We start from the raw sequence: 18,458 nt of genomic DNA on the forward strand, positions 1-18,458 counted from the left end.
TCATCTTAGAGACGACTCCTGAAGACCAGCTTGAATTATAGGTCATCGCCGAACAGCGCATCCGTATTCCTGCGGATCCCGAAGTGCGCCCAGCCCGCTTTGGTCGCGATGCGGCCGCGCGGGGTGCGGGAGAGCAGCCCGATGCGCACGAGGAACGGCTCGACCACCGCCTCGATCGTCTCTGCTTCCTCGCCCACCGACACCGCGAGGGTGTTGAGCCCCACCGGGCCGCCGTCGAAGCGCTCGAGGATGGTCGTCATGACGGCACGGTCGAGCCGGTCGAGACCCAGCTCGTCGACGTCGTACAGCTCGAGCGCGGCCTGCACGACCTCGAGCGTCGCACCGCCGCCGCCGTCGACCAGGGCGTAGTCGCGCACGCGGCGCAACAGCCGGTTGGCGATGCGCGGCGTGCCCCGGGAGCGGGACGCGATCTCGCGCAGGGCCTCTTCGCCGATCTCCACCGCGAGCAGCTGGGCGGCCCGCCGGATGACCTGCACCAGCTCCTCCGTCTCGTAGAACTCCAGGTGCGCCGTGAAGCCGAACCGGTCGCGGAGCGGATTCGGCAGGAGGCCCGAGCGGGTCGTGGCGCCCACCAGGGTGAACGGTGCCAGGTCGAGCGGGATGCTCGTCGCGCCCGCGCCCTTGCCCACCATGATGTCGATGCGGAAATCCTCCATCGCGAGGTACAGCATCTCCTCGGCGGAGCGCGCCATGCGGTGGATCTCGTCGATGAACAGCACCTCACCGGGCACGAGGGAGGACAGCACCGCCGCCAGGTCGCCGGCGTGCTGGATCGCGGGCCCGCTGGTGAGGCGGAGCGGCCGCTCGCTCTCGTGCGCGACGATCATGGCCAGCGTCGTCTTGCCGAGGCCCGGCGGGCCGGCGAGCAGGATGTGGTCGGGCGTGCGCGCTTGGATGGCGGCCGCGTCGAGCAGCAGCTGCAGCTGCCCGCGCACCTTCCGCTGGCCCACGAACTCCGCGAGCGATCGCGGCCGCAGCGCGCCCTCGAACGCGACCTCCGCCTCGGACGTGGCCTCGGGGTTCACCAGGTCGTCGGCGCCGAAGGAACTCATCGTGCGCTGCCGCTGTTCTGTGCCGGGCCGAGCAGCGCGAGCGCGAGGCGCAGCAGTGACTGCACGTTCGACGCATCCGCATCCGACGCCGAGTCGAGCACCTCGTCGACGGCGGCCGAGGCGCTGCGCTCGGGCCAGCCGAGGCCCACCAGCGCGCGCTCCACATTGTCCCGCACCTGCCGCGAGGGCGAGGCGGAGCCAGCGGATGCGCTGGACGCGTCGGCGGGGCGCGCCGCGATCTTGCCGGCCAGTGACACCACGATGAGCTTGGCCGTCTTCGGCCCGATGCCGCTCACCTTGCGGAAGGCCGCGTCGTCTTCGCGCGCCACCGCCGTCGCCACCTCGCCCGGGGTGAGTTCGGCCAGCACTCCGAGCGCCGACTTCGGCCCCACGCCGGTCACCCCGACGAGCAAGGTGAAGATGTCGAGCGAGTCTTGGTCGGGGAAGCCGAACAGCGAGAGGCTGTCCTCCCGCACGATCAGGCTCGTCAGCACAGTGACCTCGGCGCCCGTGCGCATCGTCAGGGCGTGCCGGGGCGTCACCGCCACCGAGAACCCCACTCCCCCGACATCGATGACGGCGGTGCCACCGGCGACGGAGAGGACGGAGCCGCGGAGCGCAGAGATCATCGGGCCAGCCTATGCGTCGCGGGGCGGCGAGCTGTGCCTTGCTCCGCGGCGCGCCACGCGAGCTGGGCGGGGGTGAGGCTCGAGACCGCGCCGGTGGCGGGCGCTGCGCCGAGCGGCAGCCGCCAGGCGTGACAGATGGCGAGGGCGAGCGCGTCGGCCGCGTCGGCGGGGCGCGGCACGGCATCCAGTCGCAGCACCTTCGCCACCATCGTGCCCACCTGCTTCTTGTCGGCCTGGCCGTAGCCGGTGATCGCGGCCTTCACCTCGGTGGGGGTGTGCAGACCGACCTCGAGCGAGCGGCGAGCAGCGGCGAGCAGCGCGATGCCGCTGACCTGCGCCGTGCCCATCACGGTGCGCACGTTGTGCTGGGCGAACACCCGCTCGACGGCGACGCTGTCGGGCCGGTGCTCGTCGAGCAGCAGTTCGATACCGGCCGCGATCGCCATCAGCCGCTCGGCGAGTGGCGTGTCCGGCGGCGTCTGGATGACGGAGACGTGCACCAGCGTCGCCTGCCTCGTGGCCGAGACGTCGACGATGCCGACGCCGCAGCGGGTGAGACCCGGGTCGATGCCCAACACCCGCATGCGCGGTGCCGTCAGTCGTCTTCGAGCTCGGCCTGCACCTCGGCCGAGATGTCGATGTTGGTGTAGACGTTCTGCACGTCGTCGCTGTCTTCGAGCGCGTCGATCAGCCGGAACACCTTGCGCGCGGTCTCGGCGTCGGCCTCGACCTGGAGGCTCGCCACGAACTCGACGTCGGCGGAGTCGTAGTCGATGCCCGCCTCCTGCAGCGCGGTGCGCGCGGCCACCATCTGCGACGGATCGGTCAGCACTTCGAACGACTCGGCCCGGTCGGTGACCTCTTCGGCCCCCGCGTCGAGCACCGCGAGCAGGATGCTGTCTTCGTCGACCCCGTCGGCGTGGGCCACGGTGATGACGCCTTTGCGGCTGAAGTTGTAGGCCACGCTGCCGGGGTCGGCCATGGTGCCGCCGTTACGGGTCATCGCGGTGCGCACATCCGCCGCCGCCCGGTTCTTGTTGTCGGTGAGGCACTCGATCAGCAGCGCCACGCCGTTCGGGCCGTAGCCCTCGTACATGATCGTCTGGTAGTCGATCGTCTCACCGGTGAGGCCGGCGCCCCGCTTGATGGCGCGGTCGATGTTGTCGTTGGGTACCGAGGTCTTCTTGGCCTTCTGCACCGCGTCGACGAGGGTGGGGTTGCCCGAGAGGTCGGCACCACCGATCTTCGCCGCCACTTCGATGTTCTTGATGAGCTTCGCGAACGACTTGGCACGGCGGGCGTCGATGACCGCCTTCTTGTGCTTGGTGGTGGCCCATTTAGAGTGTCCGGACACGAGAATCTCCTTCAGGAATCGGTGACAAGTCTACGCGACGGCTTCGTCAGCGCCCGGCAGAGCGCGCGGCGACCTTCGCCAAGAAGTACTGGTGGAAGCGGTAGTCGGCCGTCATCTCGGGGTGGAAGGAGGTGCCGAGGAGGTTCCCCTGCTCCACCGCCACCACGGTTCCGTCGTCGAGCGCGGCCAGCGGCGTCGCCGCCGGGCCGAGCTCCGCCACCACCGGGGCGCGGATGAACACCGCATGCATCGGCGGGTCGCCGAGCACCGGCACCTCGAGGTCGGCCTCGAACGACTCGGTCTGAGCGCCGAAGGCGTTGCGGCGCACCGCGACGTCCAGGCCGCCGAAGCTCTGCTGATCGCGGATGCCGTCGAGGATGCGGTCGGCGAGCATGATGAGACCCGCGCAGGTGCCGTAGACCGGCAGGCCGTCCCGGATGCCGGCGCGCACCGCATCCGCCACCCCGAAGCTGCGCGACAGCTTGTCCATGACGCTCGACTCGCCGCCCGGGATGACCAGGCCGCCGATCGCGGCGACCTCCTCGGGCCGCCGCACGGTGAGGACATCCGCGCCGAGTCCGCGCAGCACAGCGACGTGCTCGCGGAAGTCGCCCTGCAGGGCGAGGACCCCGACCGGCGCGCTACCAGCCACGCTCGGCGAGGCGGTGCGGAGCGGGCACGTCGGCGACGTTGATGCCGACCATGGCCTCGCCGAGCCCGCGGGACACCTCGGCGATGACGCTCGGGTCGTCGTAGAAGGTGGTGGCCTTGACCACGGCGGCGGCCCGCTTCGCGGGGTTGCCCGACTTGAAGATGCCGGAGCCCACGAACACGCCGTCGGCGCCGAGCTGCATCATCATGGCCGCGTCGGCGGGGGTCGCCACACCACCGGCGGTGAACAGCACCACGGGCAGCTTGCCGGTCTCGGCGACCTCGACCACCAGGTCGTAGGGCGCCTGCAGCTCCTTGGCCGCGACGTACAACTCGTCCTTCGACATCGCCGACAGCGCCGCGATCTCGGCCTTGATCGTGCGGATGTGCTTCGTCGCCTCGGACACGTCGCCGGTGCCGGCCTCGCCCTTCGAGCGGATCATCGCCGCGCCCTCGTTGATGCGGCGGAGCGCCTCACCGAGGGTCGTGGCGCCGCAGACGAAAGGCACCGTGAAGTCCCACTTGTCGATGTGGTTGACGTAGTCGGCCGGCGAGAGCACCTCCGACTCGTCGATGTAGTCGACGTTGAGCGCCTGCAGCACCTGGGCCTCGACGAAGTGGCCGATGCGCGCCTTCGCCATGACCGGGATCGACACCTCGGCGATGATCGACTCGATCAGGTCGGGATCGCTCATTCGGGCCACGCCGCCCTGCGACCGGATGTCGGCCGGCACACGCTCCAACGCCATCACCGCGACCGCACCGGCGTCTTCGGCGATGCGCGCCTGCTCGGCGGTGACGACATCCATGATGACGCCGCCCTTCAGCATCTCCGCAAGACCCCGCTTGACGCGGTTGGACCCGAATTCGGCTGTGGTGCTCTGGCTCATCTCGTCCTCTCAGAAACGAGACGATCCTACCCCGCGGATGCCACCGGCCAGGCCGCCTGGATGTCGGCACGAACCTCGCCGAGCAGCTGCGGAAGGGCCTTCGTGCCGGCGATGATGGGGAAGAAATTCGAGTCGAGCGCCCACCGCGGAACGATGTGCTGGTGCAAGTGCCCCGCAACTCCGGCCCCGGCGATGCGCCCCTGGTTCATTCCGATGTTGAAACCGTCGCAGCGCGCCACCTGCCGGAGCACCCGCATCGCCGTCTGGGTGAGGCTGCCGATCTCAGCCACTTCTTCGCGATTGGCCTCGTCGTAGGTGGCCACATGACGATACGGGCAGACCAGAAGATGACCCGAGTTGTACGGGAAGAGGTTGAGCAGCACGTAGGCGTGCTCACCGCGCGCCACGATCAGCCCCTCCTCGTCGCTCAGCGTCGGCGCCCGGTCGAACGGGCACTCGTCGATGTGCGGCTGCTCCCCGCCCTGGATGTAGACCATCCGGTGCGGCGTCCAGAGGCGCTGGAAGGAGTCCGGCACGGCGGCGAAGTCGCTCGACGGCTCGACGCCGAGGTCGTCGAACTCGTGGGGACCGTAGTTGCCGCCGCCCGGCGCATCCGTCGTCATCAGAGCTGACCTGCGGTGCTCACCTGCAGGTGCTGCTCGACGCTGGCCACGATGCGCTCGATCGCGTCGTCGACCGGCACGCCGTTCTCCTGCGAACCGTCGCGGAAGCGGAAGCTCACCGAGCCCGCCGCCGTGTCGTCGGCACCCGCGATGAGCAGCACCGGCACCTTGTCTTTGGTGTGGGTGCGGATCTTCTTCTGCATGCGGTCGGCCGAGTCGTCCAGCTCGGCGCGGATGCCCCGCTTCTTCAGTCGCCGGATGACCTCGGCCAGGTAGTCGGCGTGCTCGTCGGAGATCGGGATGCCCACGACCTGAACGGGCGCGAGCCAGACCGGGAAGGCGCCGGCGTAGTGCTCGAGCAGGATGGCGAAGAATCGCTCGATCGAACCGAGCAGGGCACGGTGGATCATCACCGGCTGCTGCTTGGTGCCGTCGGACGCGGTGTACTCCAGCTCGAACAGCTCGGGCTGGTTGAAGTCGAGCTGGATGGTCGACAGCTGCCAGGTGCGGCCGATCGCGTCGCGGGCCTGGACCGAGATCTTCGGTCCGTAGAACGCCGCTCCCCCGGGGTCGGGCACGAGTTCGAGGCCCGAGGCGATCGCCACCTCGCGCAGGGTCTCGGTGGCGGTCTCCCACATCTCGTCGGTGCCGACCGACTTCTCGGGGTCGCGGGTGGAGAGTTCGAGGTAGAAGTCGTTCAACCCGTAGCCGCGCAGCACCTCGAGCATGAAGTCGATCTGCCGGGTGAGCTCCTCGCGCACCTCGCTCTGCTCGACGTAGATGTGCGCGTCGTCCTGGGTGAGGCCGCGCACCCGGGTGAGACCGGACAGGGTGCCGCTCTTCTCGTAGCGGTAGACGGTGCCGAACTCCGCCAGGCGCAACGGCAGCTCGCGGTAGCTGCGGCCACGGGCGCGGAAGATCAGGTTGTGCATCGGGCAGTTCATGGGCTTCAGGTAGTAGTCCTGGCCCTGCTTCGTGATGTTGCCCTCGGCATCCTCTTCCTGGTCGAGGTGCATGGCCGGGAACATGCCCTCCTTGTACCAGTGCAGGTGACCGCTGGTCTCGAACAGGTGGGCCTTGGTGATGTGCGGGGTGTTCACGAGTTCGTAGCCGCCGGCCACCAGCTGCTGCCGCAGGTACCCCTCGATCTCGGCGCGGATGATGCCGCCCTTCGGGTGGAAGACCGCGAGGCCCGACCCGATCTCGTCGGGGAAGGAGAACAGGTCGAGCTCCGACCCGAGCTTGCGGTGGTCGCGCTTCGCGGCCTCCTCGATGCGGGTCTGGTAGGCGCGCAGCTCGTCTTTCGAGGGCCACGCGGTGCCGTAGACACGCTGCAGCTGCTTGTTCTTCTCCGAGCCGCGCCAGTAGGCGGCCGCCAGCCGGGTGAGCGCGAAGCCGTTGCCGATCATGCGGGTACTCGGCAGGTGCGGGCCGCGGCAGAGGTCTTTCCAGACGGTCTCGCCGGTCTTCGGGTCGACGTTGTCGTAGATGGTGAGCTCGGCGCCGCCGACCTCCACCGACTCGTTGTCGGCGTTCAGCTCGCTGTCGTCGCTGCCGGCCCCCTTGAGGCCGATCAGCTCGAGCTTGTAGGGCTCGTTCGCGAGTTCGGCGCGCGCCTCGCCCTCGGTCACGACGCGGCGCACGAAGCGCTGCCCCTGCCGGATGATGCGCTCCATGCCCTTCTCGATCGCCTTGAGGTCCTCCGGGGTGAAGGGCTCGGCGACGTCGAAGTCGTAGTAGAAGCCGTCGGTGATGGGCGGGCCGATGCCGAGCTTCGCCTCCGGATTGATGGCCTGCACGGCCTGCGCGGCGACGTGCGCCGCCGAGTGCCGGAGGATGGCGAGCCCGTCGGGGCTGTCGATCGTGACCGCCTCGACCGCATCCGCATCGGTCACCGTGGTGGCCAGGTCTTTCAGTTCACCGTTGACGCGCATGGCCACGACGGCCCGGTCAGTGAAGAGATCAAATCCTGTTGCCACGGGTGCGGTGCTCCTGTTTCCGTCGAATCGAATCCACCAATCCTATCGACGCGACGGCGCGGCTCAGACCGGCGGACGCTCTCCCTGCACCTGCTCGCGATGGGTCGCGTCCTGCGACGCGATGTCGACGAAGCCGGGGGTGCCGACGACGGCACTCGGCACCGCTTGTGCACGGGCGTAGCCGTTGTCGGTGCTCGTGCCGGTGAAGACCTGACCGGTCTCGACGACCGTCCAGGTCACCGGGAGCCCGCCGACGCCGGCGTTGGTCGAACGGAGGTAGACGTAGGCCTCCAGCACGAAGTCGCCCCCCGTCCAGCCTGCGTAGGACTGGTAGATGTAGTAGGTGCTGTTCTCGTCGCTGGCGGCGGCCGCCGGCGCAGCCACGGCCACCGCTACGACGGGCACGCTCCACGCGGCGAGTTTGAGCGCGGTGCGCCGCGACGGAAGGTCGGTCGTCTCGCTGTTCCCCATGTGTCGAAGATAGCGGAAATCACCCCCGATCGGGTGCCGCACCCCCGCGCTGTTCCGCAGCCTTGCGGGCGGTTCGCGCGGCACGCCGGTCGGCGGCCTTCGCGCGGGCCGCGTCGTAGCCCTTCTTCGCCACCGCGTTCGCCTTCGTGCTGACCTTCTTCGCGCCGTCGAACTCGGTGCCGAGGAGGGCCAGGCCGCCGACGGCGATGAGCGCACCCGGGCCGGGCAGCGGGATCATCACGATGCCGAGCGCGACCGTGCCGGCGCCTGCCACACCCACCCCGGTGCGGTAGACACGGTTCGCGGTCGGATGCTGGCGGATGAGCGCGCGGGTGCGCCGGGCAAGACCAGGCTTCGTCGGGGTCGGCTGCTCTTCCATGCTGCGACCGTACGGGGTTTGACTGAGACATGGCCGAAATCGACACCGTCCGGGTGGTGCCCGCGAACGAGGCGAGCCGGGCCGACCTCGATGCCGTGTTCGGCGAACGGGGGGAGCCGGCGCGCTGCCGCTGTCAAAGGTTCAAGTTCCGCGACCGCGAGTTCCAGGCGGTGCCTGCCCGCGACTGCTGCGGATGCGCGTACCGTGGGCCGGTCGATCCGAAGACCGGGGCGACGCCGGAGTTCGCCCGCCGGCGCGGCGTCCTCGCCCTCGAGGGCTACCCGATGGTGGTCGAACCGGGAGCCGACATCACCTGCGGCGAGCTGTACGTCGGCTCCGACGCCGCGCCGCCGCGTCTACCGCATCGACTTCTGAGCGCCGGATGCGCGGGGCCGGCCGGCCGGGCGTCAGTCCCAGTCGAGGTAGTCCTCGATGGCCCAGGAGGTGGCGCCCACGTGGGTGACCGGGAAGCGGTGGCCCGCGTCGGGGACGGTGACGACGCTGACGAGACCAGGCGCATCCGCCTTCAGCCGCTCGCCGTTCGCGGCCGGGAGCACCTCGTCGTCGGCGCCCTGGATGACGAGCACCGGGATGGCCTCGGCGAGCTCGGGCAGTGCCTCCTCGCCCTCGGGGCGCTCGACACCGAGCAGCAGCACGCCGTCGACGCGGTCACGGTGGCCGACGGCGACGAGGCGGGCGATCGAGCCGCCGGTCGCGTGTCCGCCGATCCAGGCGCGCGCGATGCCGAGCTCGTCGAGCAGATCGACGATGTCGCGTGCCGCCTGCTCACGGGCAGTCGCATCCGTGGCGGTGGGCGCGGCGACCCGCACCACGCGGAAGTCCTCGGTCGCGACTGAGTGGGCGAGCCCGGCCAGGTCGTCGAGGCTGACGGCGTCGCCGGCCAACAGCACCACGGCGGGTCCGCGCCCCTCGTCGGCGTAGGCGATGGCCCGCGTCTCGGGGTCGAAGGTCTTGGTGTCGGTCATGGTGGGCCTCCCGCAACTGGTCTGGAACGTCGATGAAACGACGAAGGCCCCCAGAGGTTGTCCGGGAGCCTTGTTGTTGTGGTGGGCGATACTGGGATCGAACCAGTGACCTCTTCCGTGTCAGGGAAGCGCGCTACCGCTGCGCCAATCGCCCAAGCGACCGAGTGGAGGTGGCGACGGGATTTGAACCCGTGTGGACGGCTTTGCAGGCCGCTGCCTCGCCTCTCGGCCACGCCACCCAGATCTTGCCCATGAAAACCGTGGCTTCCATAAACGAGTAACTTCACTCGAGCGGATGACGAGATTCGAACTCGCGACCCTCACCTTGGCAAGGTGATGCGCTACCACTGCGCCACATCCGCATTTCGCTCGCATTTCTGCGTGCGGATGAGACTCTATCCGACCTTGTCGACGATTGCCAAACCAGGACACGCCGACGACGTGAATCCGGTGGGAACGCGGCGTGTCACACCCAATAGAACATCTCGTAGAAGAGAGCGCTGGGGTCGCCGAGACCGGCCGTGGCGATCGCCGCGGTGAGCATGCGCGCGAGGAACAGGGCCAGGTCGACGTAGGCGAGCACCAGAGCGCCCGCCGCCAGGCCGCGCCCCACCCGGGCACCCCGGCCGGTGCGCGCCAGCGCGAGATGGCCGAGCACGATCGCCGGCACGATCAACAGCAGGCTGAAGAAGGATGCGACCCCCAACGCCGACAGCACGCCCTCCGGAGTGTCGGTCACAGCGGCCGCAGCGATCTTGGCCACGATCGTGCCGGCGAAGACGACGGCGCCGAGCACCAGCGAGACGATCGCGGTGACGGGCCGCCTGTCACCGGCCCGCACCGGGGCGCCGAACGGACCGGCGTAGGGCGCCGGAGCCCCGTAGCCGTAAGGCTGCTGCGCGGGTTCGGGATAGGGCGGCGGGATGCTCATTTCTGAACTCTAGGACCTCGCCACCCCGATGTGCACGCACCAGCCCCCGGCGTCCGCTACTATCGTTACTTGTCCACGGGCGATTGGCGCAGTTGGTAGCGCGCTTCCTTCACACGGAAGAGGTCATCGGTTCGAGTCCGGTATCGCCCACGTGTTCATGGTCGGGTCCCCGTACACGGGGACCCGACGTCGTTAATGGCTGGGTCATCGGGATCGGTCCACGGCTGGGCACCGCAGCATGATCCTGAGTGAACAGTGGGCACAGGCTGTACCCGCTCGGCGCCACCGTCGTCGTCACCACCGGGGGCACCGCGTGGGTGATCGCCCTGCGTCAGCCGCTGCTCGACGCGGGCCCGAACGAGTTCCTCCGCATCCCCGACTACGCCGATCAGCATTTCATCGTGCTGCCGACCCAGCTCACCTACGTCGGCACCGGCCACTGCCGGGACGAACGAGGTCGAGTTCGCCTACCGCACACCCGATGGCACCGCTCATCCCGCCAGCTCATCCGCCCCTTCGCGGCCGGATTCGCTCTACGAGCATCCGCCGCTCTTCCCGAACGGGACGGCGACGGGCAGCGTCGTCATCCCGGTCCCATCGCCTGGCGTCGTCGAGGGTGTCTTCACGGTGACCATCACCGCCACCGGTCAGATGATCGCCTTCCGGCTCTGAGCCGAGGGTGGGGGTCGGGGTACGCTCGGGGCATGATCCGGGAGTTCTTCGGAGGCGTCGGGGTGCTCGGGCGGGGGCTCGCGGTGTGGGCGCGACGGCCGCGGCTCATGCTGCTGGGGGCACTGCCGGCGTTCGTCGTGGCGCTGTTCTATCTCGCCGGGCTCATCGTGCTCGCGGTGTTCTCCCCCGACCTCGCGAGGCTCGTGACGCCGTTCGCCGACGGCTGGGACGAACCCTGGCAGAGCATCGTGCGCGTCTCCGCCGCCCTCGCGCTGGTGGCCGCGGGCATCCTGCTCGTCGTGTTCACCTACACCGCCATCACCCTGGCGGTCGGCGACCCGTTCTACGAGCGCATCTGGCGTGCGACCGAACAGACCCTCGGCGACCCGCCCGCCGAGCCCTCAGGCGACTTCTGGCGGCTCCTCGGGCGCGGGATCGGCGCAGGGCTGCGCATCCTCGCCCTCACCGCCATCATCGGCGTGCTGCTGTTCTTCGCCGGACTCATCCCGGTCGTCGGCACGATCGCCGTGCCGGTGCTCGCCGCGTTCTTCGGCGGCTGGGTGCTGGCACTCGAACTCACCGGCTTCGCCTTCGACGCCCGTGAGCTGCGCCTCCGCGACCGCAGACGGATGCTCGGCATCCGCCGCGCCCGCACCCTCGGTTTCGGGGTGGCCGTCTACCTCGTCTTCCTCATCCCGCTCGGTGCCGTGCTCGCCATGCCCGCCGCGGTCGCGGGCGCCACGATGCTCGCCCGCGACGCTCTCGCAGCCGGCAACGCCGAAGCGGGGCGCCATCCCGAAGGATGACGCCCCGCTGCAGGCTGTGACGGGAATCAGACGGCTTCGAGCACGTAGCCCTCTTCGCCGTGCACGGTGGTGTCCACGCCGGCGACCTCGTCCTCGTTCTTGATGCGGAAGCCCATCGTCTTCTGGATGATCCAGCCGATGATGAAGGCCATCACGAAGGAGTAGACCATGACCACGACGGCGGCCACGAACTGCTTCAACAGCTGCTCGCCCGAACCGGTGTCGAGCAGGCCGATGCCGGCGCCGAAGATGCCGATGTAGAGCGTTCCGATGAGACCGCCGACCAGGTGGATGCCCACCACGTCGAGCGAGTCGTCGAAGCCCAGCTTGAACTTCAGCTCGATCGCCAGGGCGCAGACGGCACCGGCGAGGATGCCGAGCACGATCGCCCAGCCCGGGGTGAGGATGTTACAGGCCGGGGTGATGGCGACGAGGCCGGCGACGGCGCCCGAGGCGGCACCGATCGAGGTGGGCTTGCCGTCCTTGATCTTCTCGACGACGAGCCAGCCGATGATGGCGGCGGCGGGAGCGGCGAGGGTGTTGATCCAGGCGATCGCGGCGACACCGTCGACGGCTGCCTCAGAACCGGCGTTGAAGCCGAACCAGCCGAACCACAGCAGCGACGCGCCGAGGAGGGTGAGCGGCACGTTGTGCGGCTTCTGGATGCCCTTCTGGAAGCCGACGCGCTTGCCGAGCACGAGCGCCAGAGCGAGCGCTGCCGCACCGGCGTTGATGTGCACCGCGGTTCCACCGGCGAAGTCGTTGACGCCCCAGACCGGAGCCCAGCCCTCGGCGAGGTTGAAGACCATGAAGGCGACCGGGAAGTAGACGACGGTGACCCAGATGCCCGCGAAGAGCATCCACGCGCCGAACTTGGCGCGGTCGGCGATCGCACCGGAGATCAGCGCCACGGTGATGATGGCGAAGGTGGCCTGGAAGCCCGCGAAGGCGAGGCCTGCGAGGTCGGGGTCCATCGCGCCGCCCTCACCGAGACCGAGCAGGCTGCCGAGCCCGATCGAACCGTCGAAGGGGTTGCCGACGATGCCGGGGATGAGGGGGGTGCCGAACGCCAGCCCGTACCCGTACAGCACCCAGAGGACGCCGACGAGGCCCATCGCTCCAAAGCTCATCATCATCATCGAGATGACGGACTTCGCTTTGACCATGCCGCCGTAGAAGAACGCGACACCGGGGGTCATCAGGAGCACAAGGGCGGCTGCAACGAGCAACCACAGGGAGTTCAGGTTGCCGGTTACTTCTTCCATATGACTGTACCTCTCTAGAACATGCGTGCACTTGCAGGCATGTGGCAGTCTGCCGAAGAGAGATTTCGCGAGACGACGCCGCGTGTGTACGCCGTGTTACACGCCGCGGCCGAATGTAAACATCGTGTTTCGGCCAGCCGCGAATCGTCAGCGAGTCGCCGACGCGATCATGCGCGACGCCGCGCGGAGGTATTTCTTGCGGTACCCGCCGTTCAGCATGTCGCCCGCGAACACCTCGTCGAGCGGCACACCGGAGGCGAGGATGCCGATCTGCGCGTCGTAGACGCGGTCGATGAAGGCCACCAGGCGCAGCGCATCCGTCTGGTCGGTCAGCGGCGTCACGTCGCTGAGGGCGATGGTGTCGACGCCGTCGATCAGCTTGATGTAGCGCGACGGGTGGATGGTGCCGAGGTGCCGCACCAGCTCGCCGAAGGAGTCGATCGTGAGCCGCTCCCCCGCGGTGAGGTGCGCGTCGACCGCGGCGTCGAACTCGGCGCCCGCGGCGAGCGCGACGGCGTGGCCCTCGATGTCGCGGCGGCGGTAGTCGAGCCCGTCGATGCGCACGATGTCGAACCGGTCGGCGATGGCCTGGATCTCACGCAGGAAGTCGCTCGCCGCGAACCGGCCCTCGCCGAGCGCGTTCGGCGGGGTGTTGGACGTGGCGGCCAGGCGGGTGCCCTTCGCGACGAGCTCGCCGAGGAAGCGGGTCATGAGCATCGTGTCGCCCGGGTCGTCGAGCTCGAACTCGTCGATGGCGATGAATTTCGCGCCGGCGAACAGCTGCACGGCGTTGGCGTAGCCGAGGGCGCCGATGAGGGCGGTGTACTCGATGAAGGTGCCGAAGTACTTCGGCCCCGGCGCGGCGTGCCAGAGCGCGGCCAGCAGGTGGGTCTTGCCGACACCGAAGCCGCCGTCGAGGTAGATGCCGGGCTTCGCCGGTGGCGTCTTCTTACCCCGGCCGAAGAAGCCGCCGGCCTTGGCGGGCTTCCAGCCGTCGGCGAAGTGCCGGATCTTCGCCAGCGCCTCGCCCTGCGACGGGTAATCGCGGTCGGGGCGGTAGTTCTCGAACGACGCGTGGTCGAACTGCCGCGGCGGCACGAGGGTGCCGGCGAGTTCGGCGCCGGAGATCGAGGGGGCGCGCTCGGTCAAGCGCGGGGCGACGGCCTGCCGCTCACCTGTCATCTGTGATCCTGTGTGTCGAGATGTGACCCGCGGCGTGCAGCGGGGAGTCGGGAAGACATAGATTCGTGTGGGGTTGTACCTACCCTAACTGGAGGTTGTGAAATGACTGTCGACACCGATCCCGCCGAGAAGTTCGCCGGATACGCCCACCCCGAACGCCTGGTCTCGGGCGACTGGCTCGAAGCGCACCTCGGCGAACCCGGACTCGTCGTGGTCGAGAGCGACGAGGACGTGCTGCTCTACGAGACCGGGCACATCCCGGGCGCCGTGAAGATCGACTGGCACACCGACCTCAACGACCCGGTCGAGCGCGACTACATCGACGGCGCCGGCTTCGCCGCGCTCCTCGGCGGCAAGGGCATCTCCCGCGACGACACCGTCGTGATCTACGGCGACAAGAACAACTGGTGGGCCGCCTACGCCCTCTGGGTCTTCACCCTGTTCGGCCACGACGACGTCCGGCTGCTCGACGGCGGCCGCGACAAGTGGATCGCCGAGGGCCGCCCGATCACCACCGACCGCCCGGCTCCCACCCCGGCGGAGTACCCGGTCGTCGAGCGCGACGACTCGCGCATCCGTGCGTACAAGGACGACGTGCTCGCGCACCTCGGGCATCCGCTGATCGACGTCCGCTCCCCCGAGGAGTACAGCGGCGAGCGCACCACCGCACCCGCCTACCCCGAGGAGGGCGCTCTGCGGGCCGGGCACATCCCGAGCGCCGCGAACGTGCCCTGGGGTCGTGCGGCCGCCGAGGACGGCACCTTCAAGCCGGTCGGCGAACTGGATGCGATCTACCGCGGCGAGGCGGGTCTCGCCCACGGCGAGCCGGTGATCGCGTACTGCCGGATCGGCGAGCGGTCGAGCCACACCTGGTTCGTGCTCACGCATCTGCTCGGTTTCGAGAACGTGCGCAACTACGACGGCTCCTGGACCGAGTGGGGCAGCACGGTGCGGGTGCCGATCGTGCGCGGCGTCGAGCGCGGCGAGGTGCCCGCGCACCGGTAGGTGCGAACGCGAGGGATACTGGAGGGGATGACCGACACCACGCTCCCCGCCTCGCTCGCCTCCATCCGCGACGACTTCCTCGCGCTCGAGCAGCGCGACCGCCTCGAGATGCTGCTCGAGTTCTCGAACGAGCTGCCGGCGTTGCCTGAGCGGTACGCCGAGCATCCGGATCTCTTCGAACAGGTCGTGGAGTGCCAGTCGCCCGTGTTCATCTTCGTGGAGGTGACCGACGGCGTGGTGCACCTGTTCGCGACCGCTCCGAAGGAGGCGCCGACGACGCGCGGCTTCGCGTCGATCCTGGTGCAGGGCATCGACGGGCTCGGCGTCGACGAGGTGCTGGCCATCCCCGACGACTTCCCGAACACGATCGGCCTCACCGAGGCGGTGTCGCCGCTGCGCATCCGCGGCATGACGGCGATGCTCGGCCGCACGAAGCGGCAGATCCGCGAGCGTCTCGCCGCCTAGCCGACCTCAGAGGGCGTTGGCGGTGAGCCAGGCGTCGATCGCGGTGGTCCACTTGGCGCGGTCGTAGTTCCAGAGCTTGGTGTGCCGGGCCACGGAGAAGGGCACGAAGGTCACGAGGTCGGGCCGCGCCTCGGCGAGCTTGCGGGAGCCGGTGGAGGGCACGTAGCCGTCGTCGTCGGAGTGCAGGATGAGCAGGGGAACGTCGACCTCGTCGGAGCGCTTCACGAAGTCGAGCCGGTCGAGGTCGAGCGGCTGCTGCTGGCCGGTGACCACGCCGCCCCACGGGTGCGTGATGGTGGCGAACGCCGCATCGCCGACGAGTTCGGGCGCGTGCCGGGCCCGGCCGTGGTACCGCAGCACGTCACGCCAGTCGACGGCCGGCGACTCCAGCGCGATCGCTCGGATGCGCTCGCGGTGCACCGCCCGCCCCATCGCCTGCAGGGCGATCGCACCACCCATCGACCAGCCCATCAGCACGATGTCGGTGGCGCCGTGGTCGACGGCGTACGTGATCGCGGCGTCGAGGTCCTGCCACTCGGTGTCGCCGAGCGCGTAACGGCCGTCGGCCGAGCGCGGCGCCTCGCCGTCGTTGCGGTAGGAGATGTGCAGCGAGTGGTAGCCGTGCGCCCGGAACACCAGGATGGCGCGGATGGTCTCACCGCGCCGTACCCCGCGCCCGTGCACCTGGATGACCCATTTGGTGCTCGACGCCTCCGCCGACGGCACGTACCAGGCGGGTGCCGGCCCGACCTGGGTGAACACCTCGACCTCCTCGACCGGCACCTCGAGCTCACGCGGGTGGATGTAGAACCAGCCGCTGATGCGTCCGTTACGCGCCCGCGCGAGGTCGCCGTAGTCGACCTGGATGACCGAACGCACCACGATCCCGTCGGAGACGCTCAGCACCTCGCCGAGCCGGGCGTGCCCCGTGTCGCCCGAGAAGCGGAGGCTGTAGAGGCCCGGCAGGATCGAGTCGGCGTCGACCGAGAGGGCGACGGTGCCGTTCTCCTCGTCGTAGCCGAGGATGCGAACGTCGTCGACCGGCAGCGACGGGATGACGATGGCCCGTGACATCAGCGCGGTGAGCACCGCGCCCCCCGCGGCCACGAGGGTGGCGGCCGTGCCCGCGACCAGCGCCACCACGGCCCACCCGGGGACGCGAGCCGGCTCGGCTGACCTCGAACCCATGATTCCGCCCTCCACGACTCCACCCGGCGTGCCTGCGCCGCCCGGAACGTAAAGAACTCTAGTCTGCACTCGTGGCCGATTCCCCCTTCACGCCGGACGTTCCGGCGGCCTTCGGTGCAGCACTCGACTCGCTGCGACGGGCCGACACGCGCGCCGAACTCGTGGTGCACGAGATCCCCGCGCCCGCGAACCTCGCCCCGCACGCGGTGGCACTCGCGGCCGACGTCACCCCGGCACGGCACGGCGCCGACTCCGAGCTGGGCACCGGCCGGTTCATCCTGCTCTACGACGCCGACCGGCCCGAGGCCTGGGGCGGCGAGTTCCGGGTGGTGTGCTTCGCCCAGGCGCCGCTCGAGACCGAGATCGGGCTCGACCCGTTCCTCGCCGACGTCGCCTGGTCGTGGCTGGTCGACGCGCTGGATGCCCGCGGTGCCAACTACACCAGCGCCTCCGGCACGGCCACGAAGATCATCTCGACCGGCTTCGGGGAGCTGTCGAGCCAGGGCGACGGTGCGCAGATCGAATTGCGCGCATCCTGGACCCCCACCGACCACAACCTCCAGGCCCACGTCGAGGGCTGGAGCGAACTCCTCTGCATGCTCGCCGGACTGCCACCCGTCGTCGATGGCGTGACGATGCTGCAGACCAGGCGAGCCAAACGTGACTGACGAGAAGCCGATCGAAGTACCAGAACGGACCGTCATCGCGACGGTCGACGAATTCCATGACGCGGTCGAGGCGCTCGCCGTCGGCACCGGCCCGGTGGCCGTCGACGCCGAGCGCGCCAGCGGGTTCCGCTACTCCCAGCGCGCGTACCTCATCCAACTCTACCGGCGCGGCTCCGGCACCTTCCTCATCGACCCGCCCGCGATCGAGGAGTTCGCTCCCCTGCAGTCGGTGATCGGCGACGTGGAGTGGGTGCTGCACGCCGCGAGCCAAGACCTGCCGTGCCTCCGCGAAGTCGGGCTCGAGCCGAGCACCGTGTTCGACACCGAGCTGGCGGCGCGCCTCCTCGGCATCCCCCGCGTGGGCCTCGGCACCGTGGTCGAGGAGCTGCTCGGCATCCATCTCGCCAAGGAGCACTCGGCCGCCGACTGGTCGACCCGGCCGCTGCCGGCGTCGTGGCTCGAGTACGCCGCGCTCGACGTGGAGTTGCTGATCGACCTGCGCGACTCGATGGCGGTGCTGCTGAAGGAGCAGGGCAAGCTCGAGATCGCCGCTCAGGAGTTCGCCGCCGTGGTGGCGAAGGAGGAGAAGGCACCCCTGGCCGAGCCCTGGCGCCGACTGAGCGGCATCCACGCCCTCCGCGCCGACCGGCACCTCGCCGCCGCCCGGGAGCTCTGGCTCGCCCGCGACGAGCTGGCCCGCGAGACCGATACCGCGCCGGGGCGCCTGGTGCCGGATGCGTCGCTGCTCGTCGCCGCCCGCGCGCTGCCGACCTCGCGACGCGACCTCGCGGCGCTCAAGCAGTTCTCCGGGCGGGCCTCGCGGTCCGAGCTCGACCGCTGGTGGGCGGCGATCGAGCGGGCGCTCACCACCGACGACATCCCCGTGCAGAAGCGCGCCACCGACACCCTGCCGCCGCCGCGCAGCTGGGCCGACAAGAATCCCGAAGCGGATGCCCGGCTGAAAGCCGCCCGCGCCGCACTCACCGCCCTTTCCGCCGAGCGCGCCATCCCGCTCGAGAACCTGCTCACCCCCGACTTCCTGCGCCGGGTGGCCTGGAACGCCCCCGATCCGCTGACCCTCGAGACCGTCTCCGACGCGCTCCGCGAGCTCGGCGCCCGGCCGTGGCAGATTGAACTGACTGCACAGCCGATCCTGCAGGCCTTTGTCGATCCCCACCAAACGCCCGAGAACCCCGCGGAAGTCGTTTCGTAGGAACAAGCAATCGATTCCGGCCCGGGAA

The 18,458-nt window shown here is 69.6% G+C and carries 20 protein-coding genes and 4 tRNA genes; 6 read left to right on the forward strand and 18 right to left on the reverse strand.

The features are described 5' to 3' along the window. Positions 1-35 precede the first annotated feature (35 nt). The 15 genes from ruvB to AC3WLB_RS09315 form a co-directional block, all read right to left on the reverse strand. The gene (gene ruvB, locus AC3WLB_RS09245; protein ID WP_492505308.1) at positions 36-1,073 is read right to left on the reverse strand and encodes a Holliday junction branch migration DNA helicase RuvB; all 1,038 of its coding nucleotides are present in this window, start codon (positions 1,071-1,073) and stop codon (positions 36-38) included. Further along, positions 1,070-1,702, reverse strand: a complete 633-nt coding sequence (gene ruvA / locus AC3WLB_RS09250) for a Holliday junction branch migration protein RuvA (protein WP_492505310.1) — start codon at positions 1,700-1,702, stop codon at positions 1,070-1,072. Before ruvA ends, ruvB begins: the two co-directional genes overlap by 4 nt. Then, on the reverse strand, positions 1,699-2,286 hold the full coding sequence (ruvC, locus tag AC3WLB_RS09255) for a crossover junction endodeoxyribonuclease RuvC (RefSeq protein ID WP_492505312.1): 588 nt from the start codon (positions 2,284-2,286) through the stop codon (positions 1,699-1,701). The genes ruvA and ruvC overlap by 4 nt, the downstream gene beginning before the upstream one ends. A gap of 11 nt (positions 2,287-2,297) precedes the next feature. Beyond that, positions 2,298-3,056 carry a YebC/PmpR family DNA-binding transcriptional regulator gene (locus AC3WLB_RS09260; RefSeq protein WP_022895036.1) on the reverse strand — a complete coding sequence of 253 codons (759 nt, stop codon included), beginning with the start codon at positions 3,054-3,056 and terminating at the stop codon, positions 2,298-2,300. A 46-nt stretch (positions 3,057-3,102) separates the two neighbouring features. After that, complete coding sequence (pdxT, locus tag AC3WLB_RS09265; RefSeq protein WP_022895037.1) at positions 3,103-3,708, reverse strand: pyridoxal 5'-phosphate synthase glutaminase subunit PdxT; 606 nt, start codon at positions 3,706-3,708, stop codon at positions 3,103-3,105. After that, positions 3,698-4,597, reverse strand: a complete 900-nt coding sequence (pdxS, locus tag AC3WLB_RS09270) for a pyridoxal 5'-phosphate synthase lyase subunit PdxS (RefSeq protein ID WP_022895038.1) — start codon at positions 4,595-4,597, stop codon at positions 3,698-3,700. Before pdxS ends, pdxT begins: the two co-directional genes overlap by 11 nt. 26 nt (positions 4,598-4,623) lie before the next feature. Beyond that, on the reverse strand, positions 4,624-5,220 hold the full coding sequence (locus AC3WLB_RS09275) for an HIT family protein (protein ID WP_022895039.1): 597 nt from the start codon (positions 5,218-5,220) through the stop codon (positions 4,624-4,626). Then, on the reverse strand, positions 5,220-7,154 hold the full coding sequence (thrS, locus tag AC3WLB_RS09280) for a threonine--tRNA ligase (RefSeq protein ID WP_051047620.1): 1,935 nt from the start codon (positions 7,152-7,154) through the stop codon (positions 5,220-5,222). The genes AC3WLB_RS09275 and thrS overlap by 1 nt, the downstream gene beginning before the upstream one ends. A gap of 108 nt (positions 7,155-7,262) precedes the next feature. Further along, positions 7,263-7,670 carry a hypothetical protein gene (locus AC3WLB_RS09285; protein ID WP_022895041.1) on the reverse strand — a complete coding sequence of 136 codons (408 nt, stop codon included), beginning with the start codon at positions 7,668-7,670 and terminating at the stop codon, positions 7,263-7,265. Between the two features lie 19 nt (positions 7,671-7,689). Continuing rightward, the gene (locus tag AC3WLB_RS09290; RefSeq protein ID WP_492505316.1) at positions 7,690-8,049 is read right to left on the reverse strand and encodes a PGPGW domain-containing protein; all 360 of its coding nucleotides are present in this window, start codon (positions 8,047-8,049) and stop codon (positions 7,690-7,692) included. Between the two features lie 407 nt (positions 8,050-8,456). After that, positions 8,457-9,035 (reverse strand): alpha/beta fold hydrolase, encoded by a 579-nt coding sequence (locus AC3WLB_RS09295; protein WP_492505318.1) that lies wholly within the window; start codon positions 9,033-9,035, stop codon positions 8,457-8,459. A 79-nt stretch (positions 9,036-9,114) separates the two neighbouring features. Next, positions 9,115-9,189: transfer RNA gene (locus AC3WLB_RS09300), tRNA-Val, on the reverse strand. An 11-nt stretch (positions 9,190-9,200) separates the two neighbouring features. Next, positions 9,201-9,274: transfer RNA gene (locus tag AC3WLB_RS09305), tRNA-Cys, on the reverse strand. A 51-nt stretch (positions 9,275-9,325) separates the two neighbouring features. After that, positions 9,326-9,397: transfer RNA gene (locus tag AC3WLB_RS09310), tRNA-Gly, on the reverse strand. Between the two features lie 104 nt (positions 9,398-9,501). Next, positions 9,502-9,966 carry a DUF4190 domain-containing protein gene (locus tag AC3WLB_RS09315; RefSeq protein WP_492505320.1) on the reverse strand — a complete coding sequence of 155 codons (465 nt, stop codon included), beginning with the start codon at positions 9,964-9,966 and terminating at the stop codon, positions 9,502-9,504. 77 nt (positions 9,967-10,043) lie between these two features. Between AC3WLB_RS09315 and AC3WLB_RS09320 the strand changes: the two genes are divergently transcribed. Both AC3WLB_RS09320 and AC3WLB_RS09325 read left to right on the forward strand, forming a co-directional pair. Beyond that, positions 10,044-10,116: transfer RNA gene (locus AC3WLB_RS09320), tRNA-Val, on the forward strand. Between the two features lie 98 nt (positions 10,117-10,214). Further along, positions 10,215-11,444 carry an EI24 domain-containing protein gene (locus AC3WLB_RS09325; protein ID WP_492505322.1) on the forward strand — a complete coding sequence of 410 codons (1,230 nt, stop codon included), beginning with the start codon at positions 10,215-10,217 and terminating at the stop codon, positions 11,442-11,444. A 26-nt stretch (positions 11,445-11,470) separates the two neighbouring features. Here the strand turns inward: AC3WLB_RS09325 and AC3WLB_RS09330 are convergent, their stop codons facing one another. Further along, complete coding sequence (locus AC3WLB_RS09330; protein WP_492505324.1) at positions 11,471-12,709, reverse strand: ammonium transporter; 1,239 nt, start codon at positions 12,707-12,709, stop codon at positions 11,471-11,473. A gap of 147 nt (positions 12,710-12,856) precedes the next feature. Next, complete coding sequence (zapE, locus tag AC3WLB_RS09335) at positions 12,857-13,891, reverse strand: cell division protein ZapE (protein WP_492505326.1); 1,035 nt, start codon at positions 13,889-13,891, stop codon at positions 12,857-12,859. Positions 13,892-13,993: 102 nt separating this feature from the next. Here zapE and AC3WLB_RS09340 point away from each other — a divergent pair, with 102 nt between their 5' ends. Both AC3WLB_RS09340 and AC3WLB_RS09345 read left to right on the forward strand, forming a co-directional pair. Further along, on the forward strand, positions 13,994-14,896 hold the full coding sequence (locus AC3WLB_RS09340; protein ID WP_492505328.1) for a sulfurtransferase: 903 nt from the start codon (positions 13,994-13,996) through the stop codon (positions 14,894-14,896). Positions 14,897-14,923: 27 nt separating this feature from the next. Then, positions 14,924-15,361, forward strand: a complete 438-nt coding sequence (locus tag AC3WLB_RS09345) for a SufE family protein (protein WP_022895003.1) — start codon at positions 14,924-14,926, stop codon at positions 15,359-15,361. Positions 15,362-15,367: 6 nt separating this feature from the next. Here AC3WLB_RS09345 and AC3WLB_RS09350 read toward each other — a convergent pair whose 3' ends face one another. Next, positions 15,368-16,549: an alpha/beta hydrolase family protein gene (locus tag AC3WLB_RS09350; protein ID WP_492505330.1), complete on the reverse strand. Its 1,182-nt coding sequence runs from the start codon at positions 16,547-16,549 to the stop codon at positions 15,368-15,370. A gap of 71 nt (positions 16,550-16,620) precedes the next feature. Between AC3WLB_RS09350 and AC3WLB_RS09355 the strand changes: the two genes are divergently transcribed. Both AC3WLB_RS09355 and AC3WLB_RS09360 read left to right on the forward strand, forming a co-directional pair. After that, positions 16,621-17,217 carry a DUF3000 domain-containing protein gene (locus AC3WLB_RS09355; protein ID WP_022895005.1) on the forward strand — a complete coding sequence of 199 codons (597 nt, stop codon included), beginning with the start codon at positions 16,621-16,623 and terminating at the stop codon, positions 17,215-17,217. Further along, positions 17,210-18,430 (forward strand): HRDC domain-containing protein, encoded by a 1,221-nt coding sequence (locus tag AC3WLB_RS09360; RefSeq protein ID WP_492505333.1) that lies wholly within the window; start codon positions 17,210-17,212, stop codon positions 18,428-18,430. The genes AC3WLB_RS09355 and AC3WLB_RS09360 overlap by 8 nt, the downstream gene beginning before the upstream one ends. The last annotated feature ends 28 nt before the right edge of the window (positions 18,431-18,458 follow it).

The organism is Herbiconiux sp. FW305-C-125 (assembly GCF_058783455.1).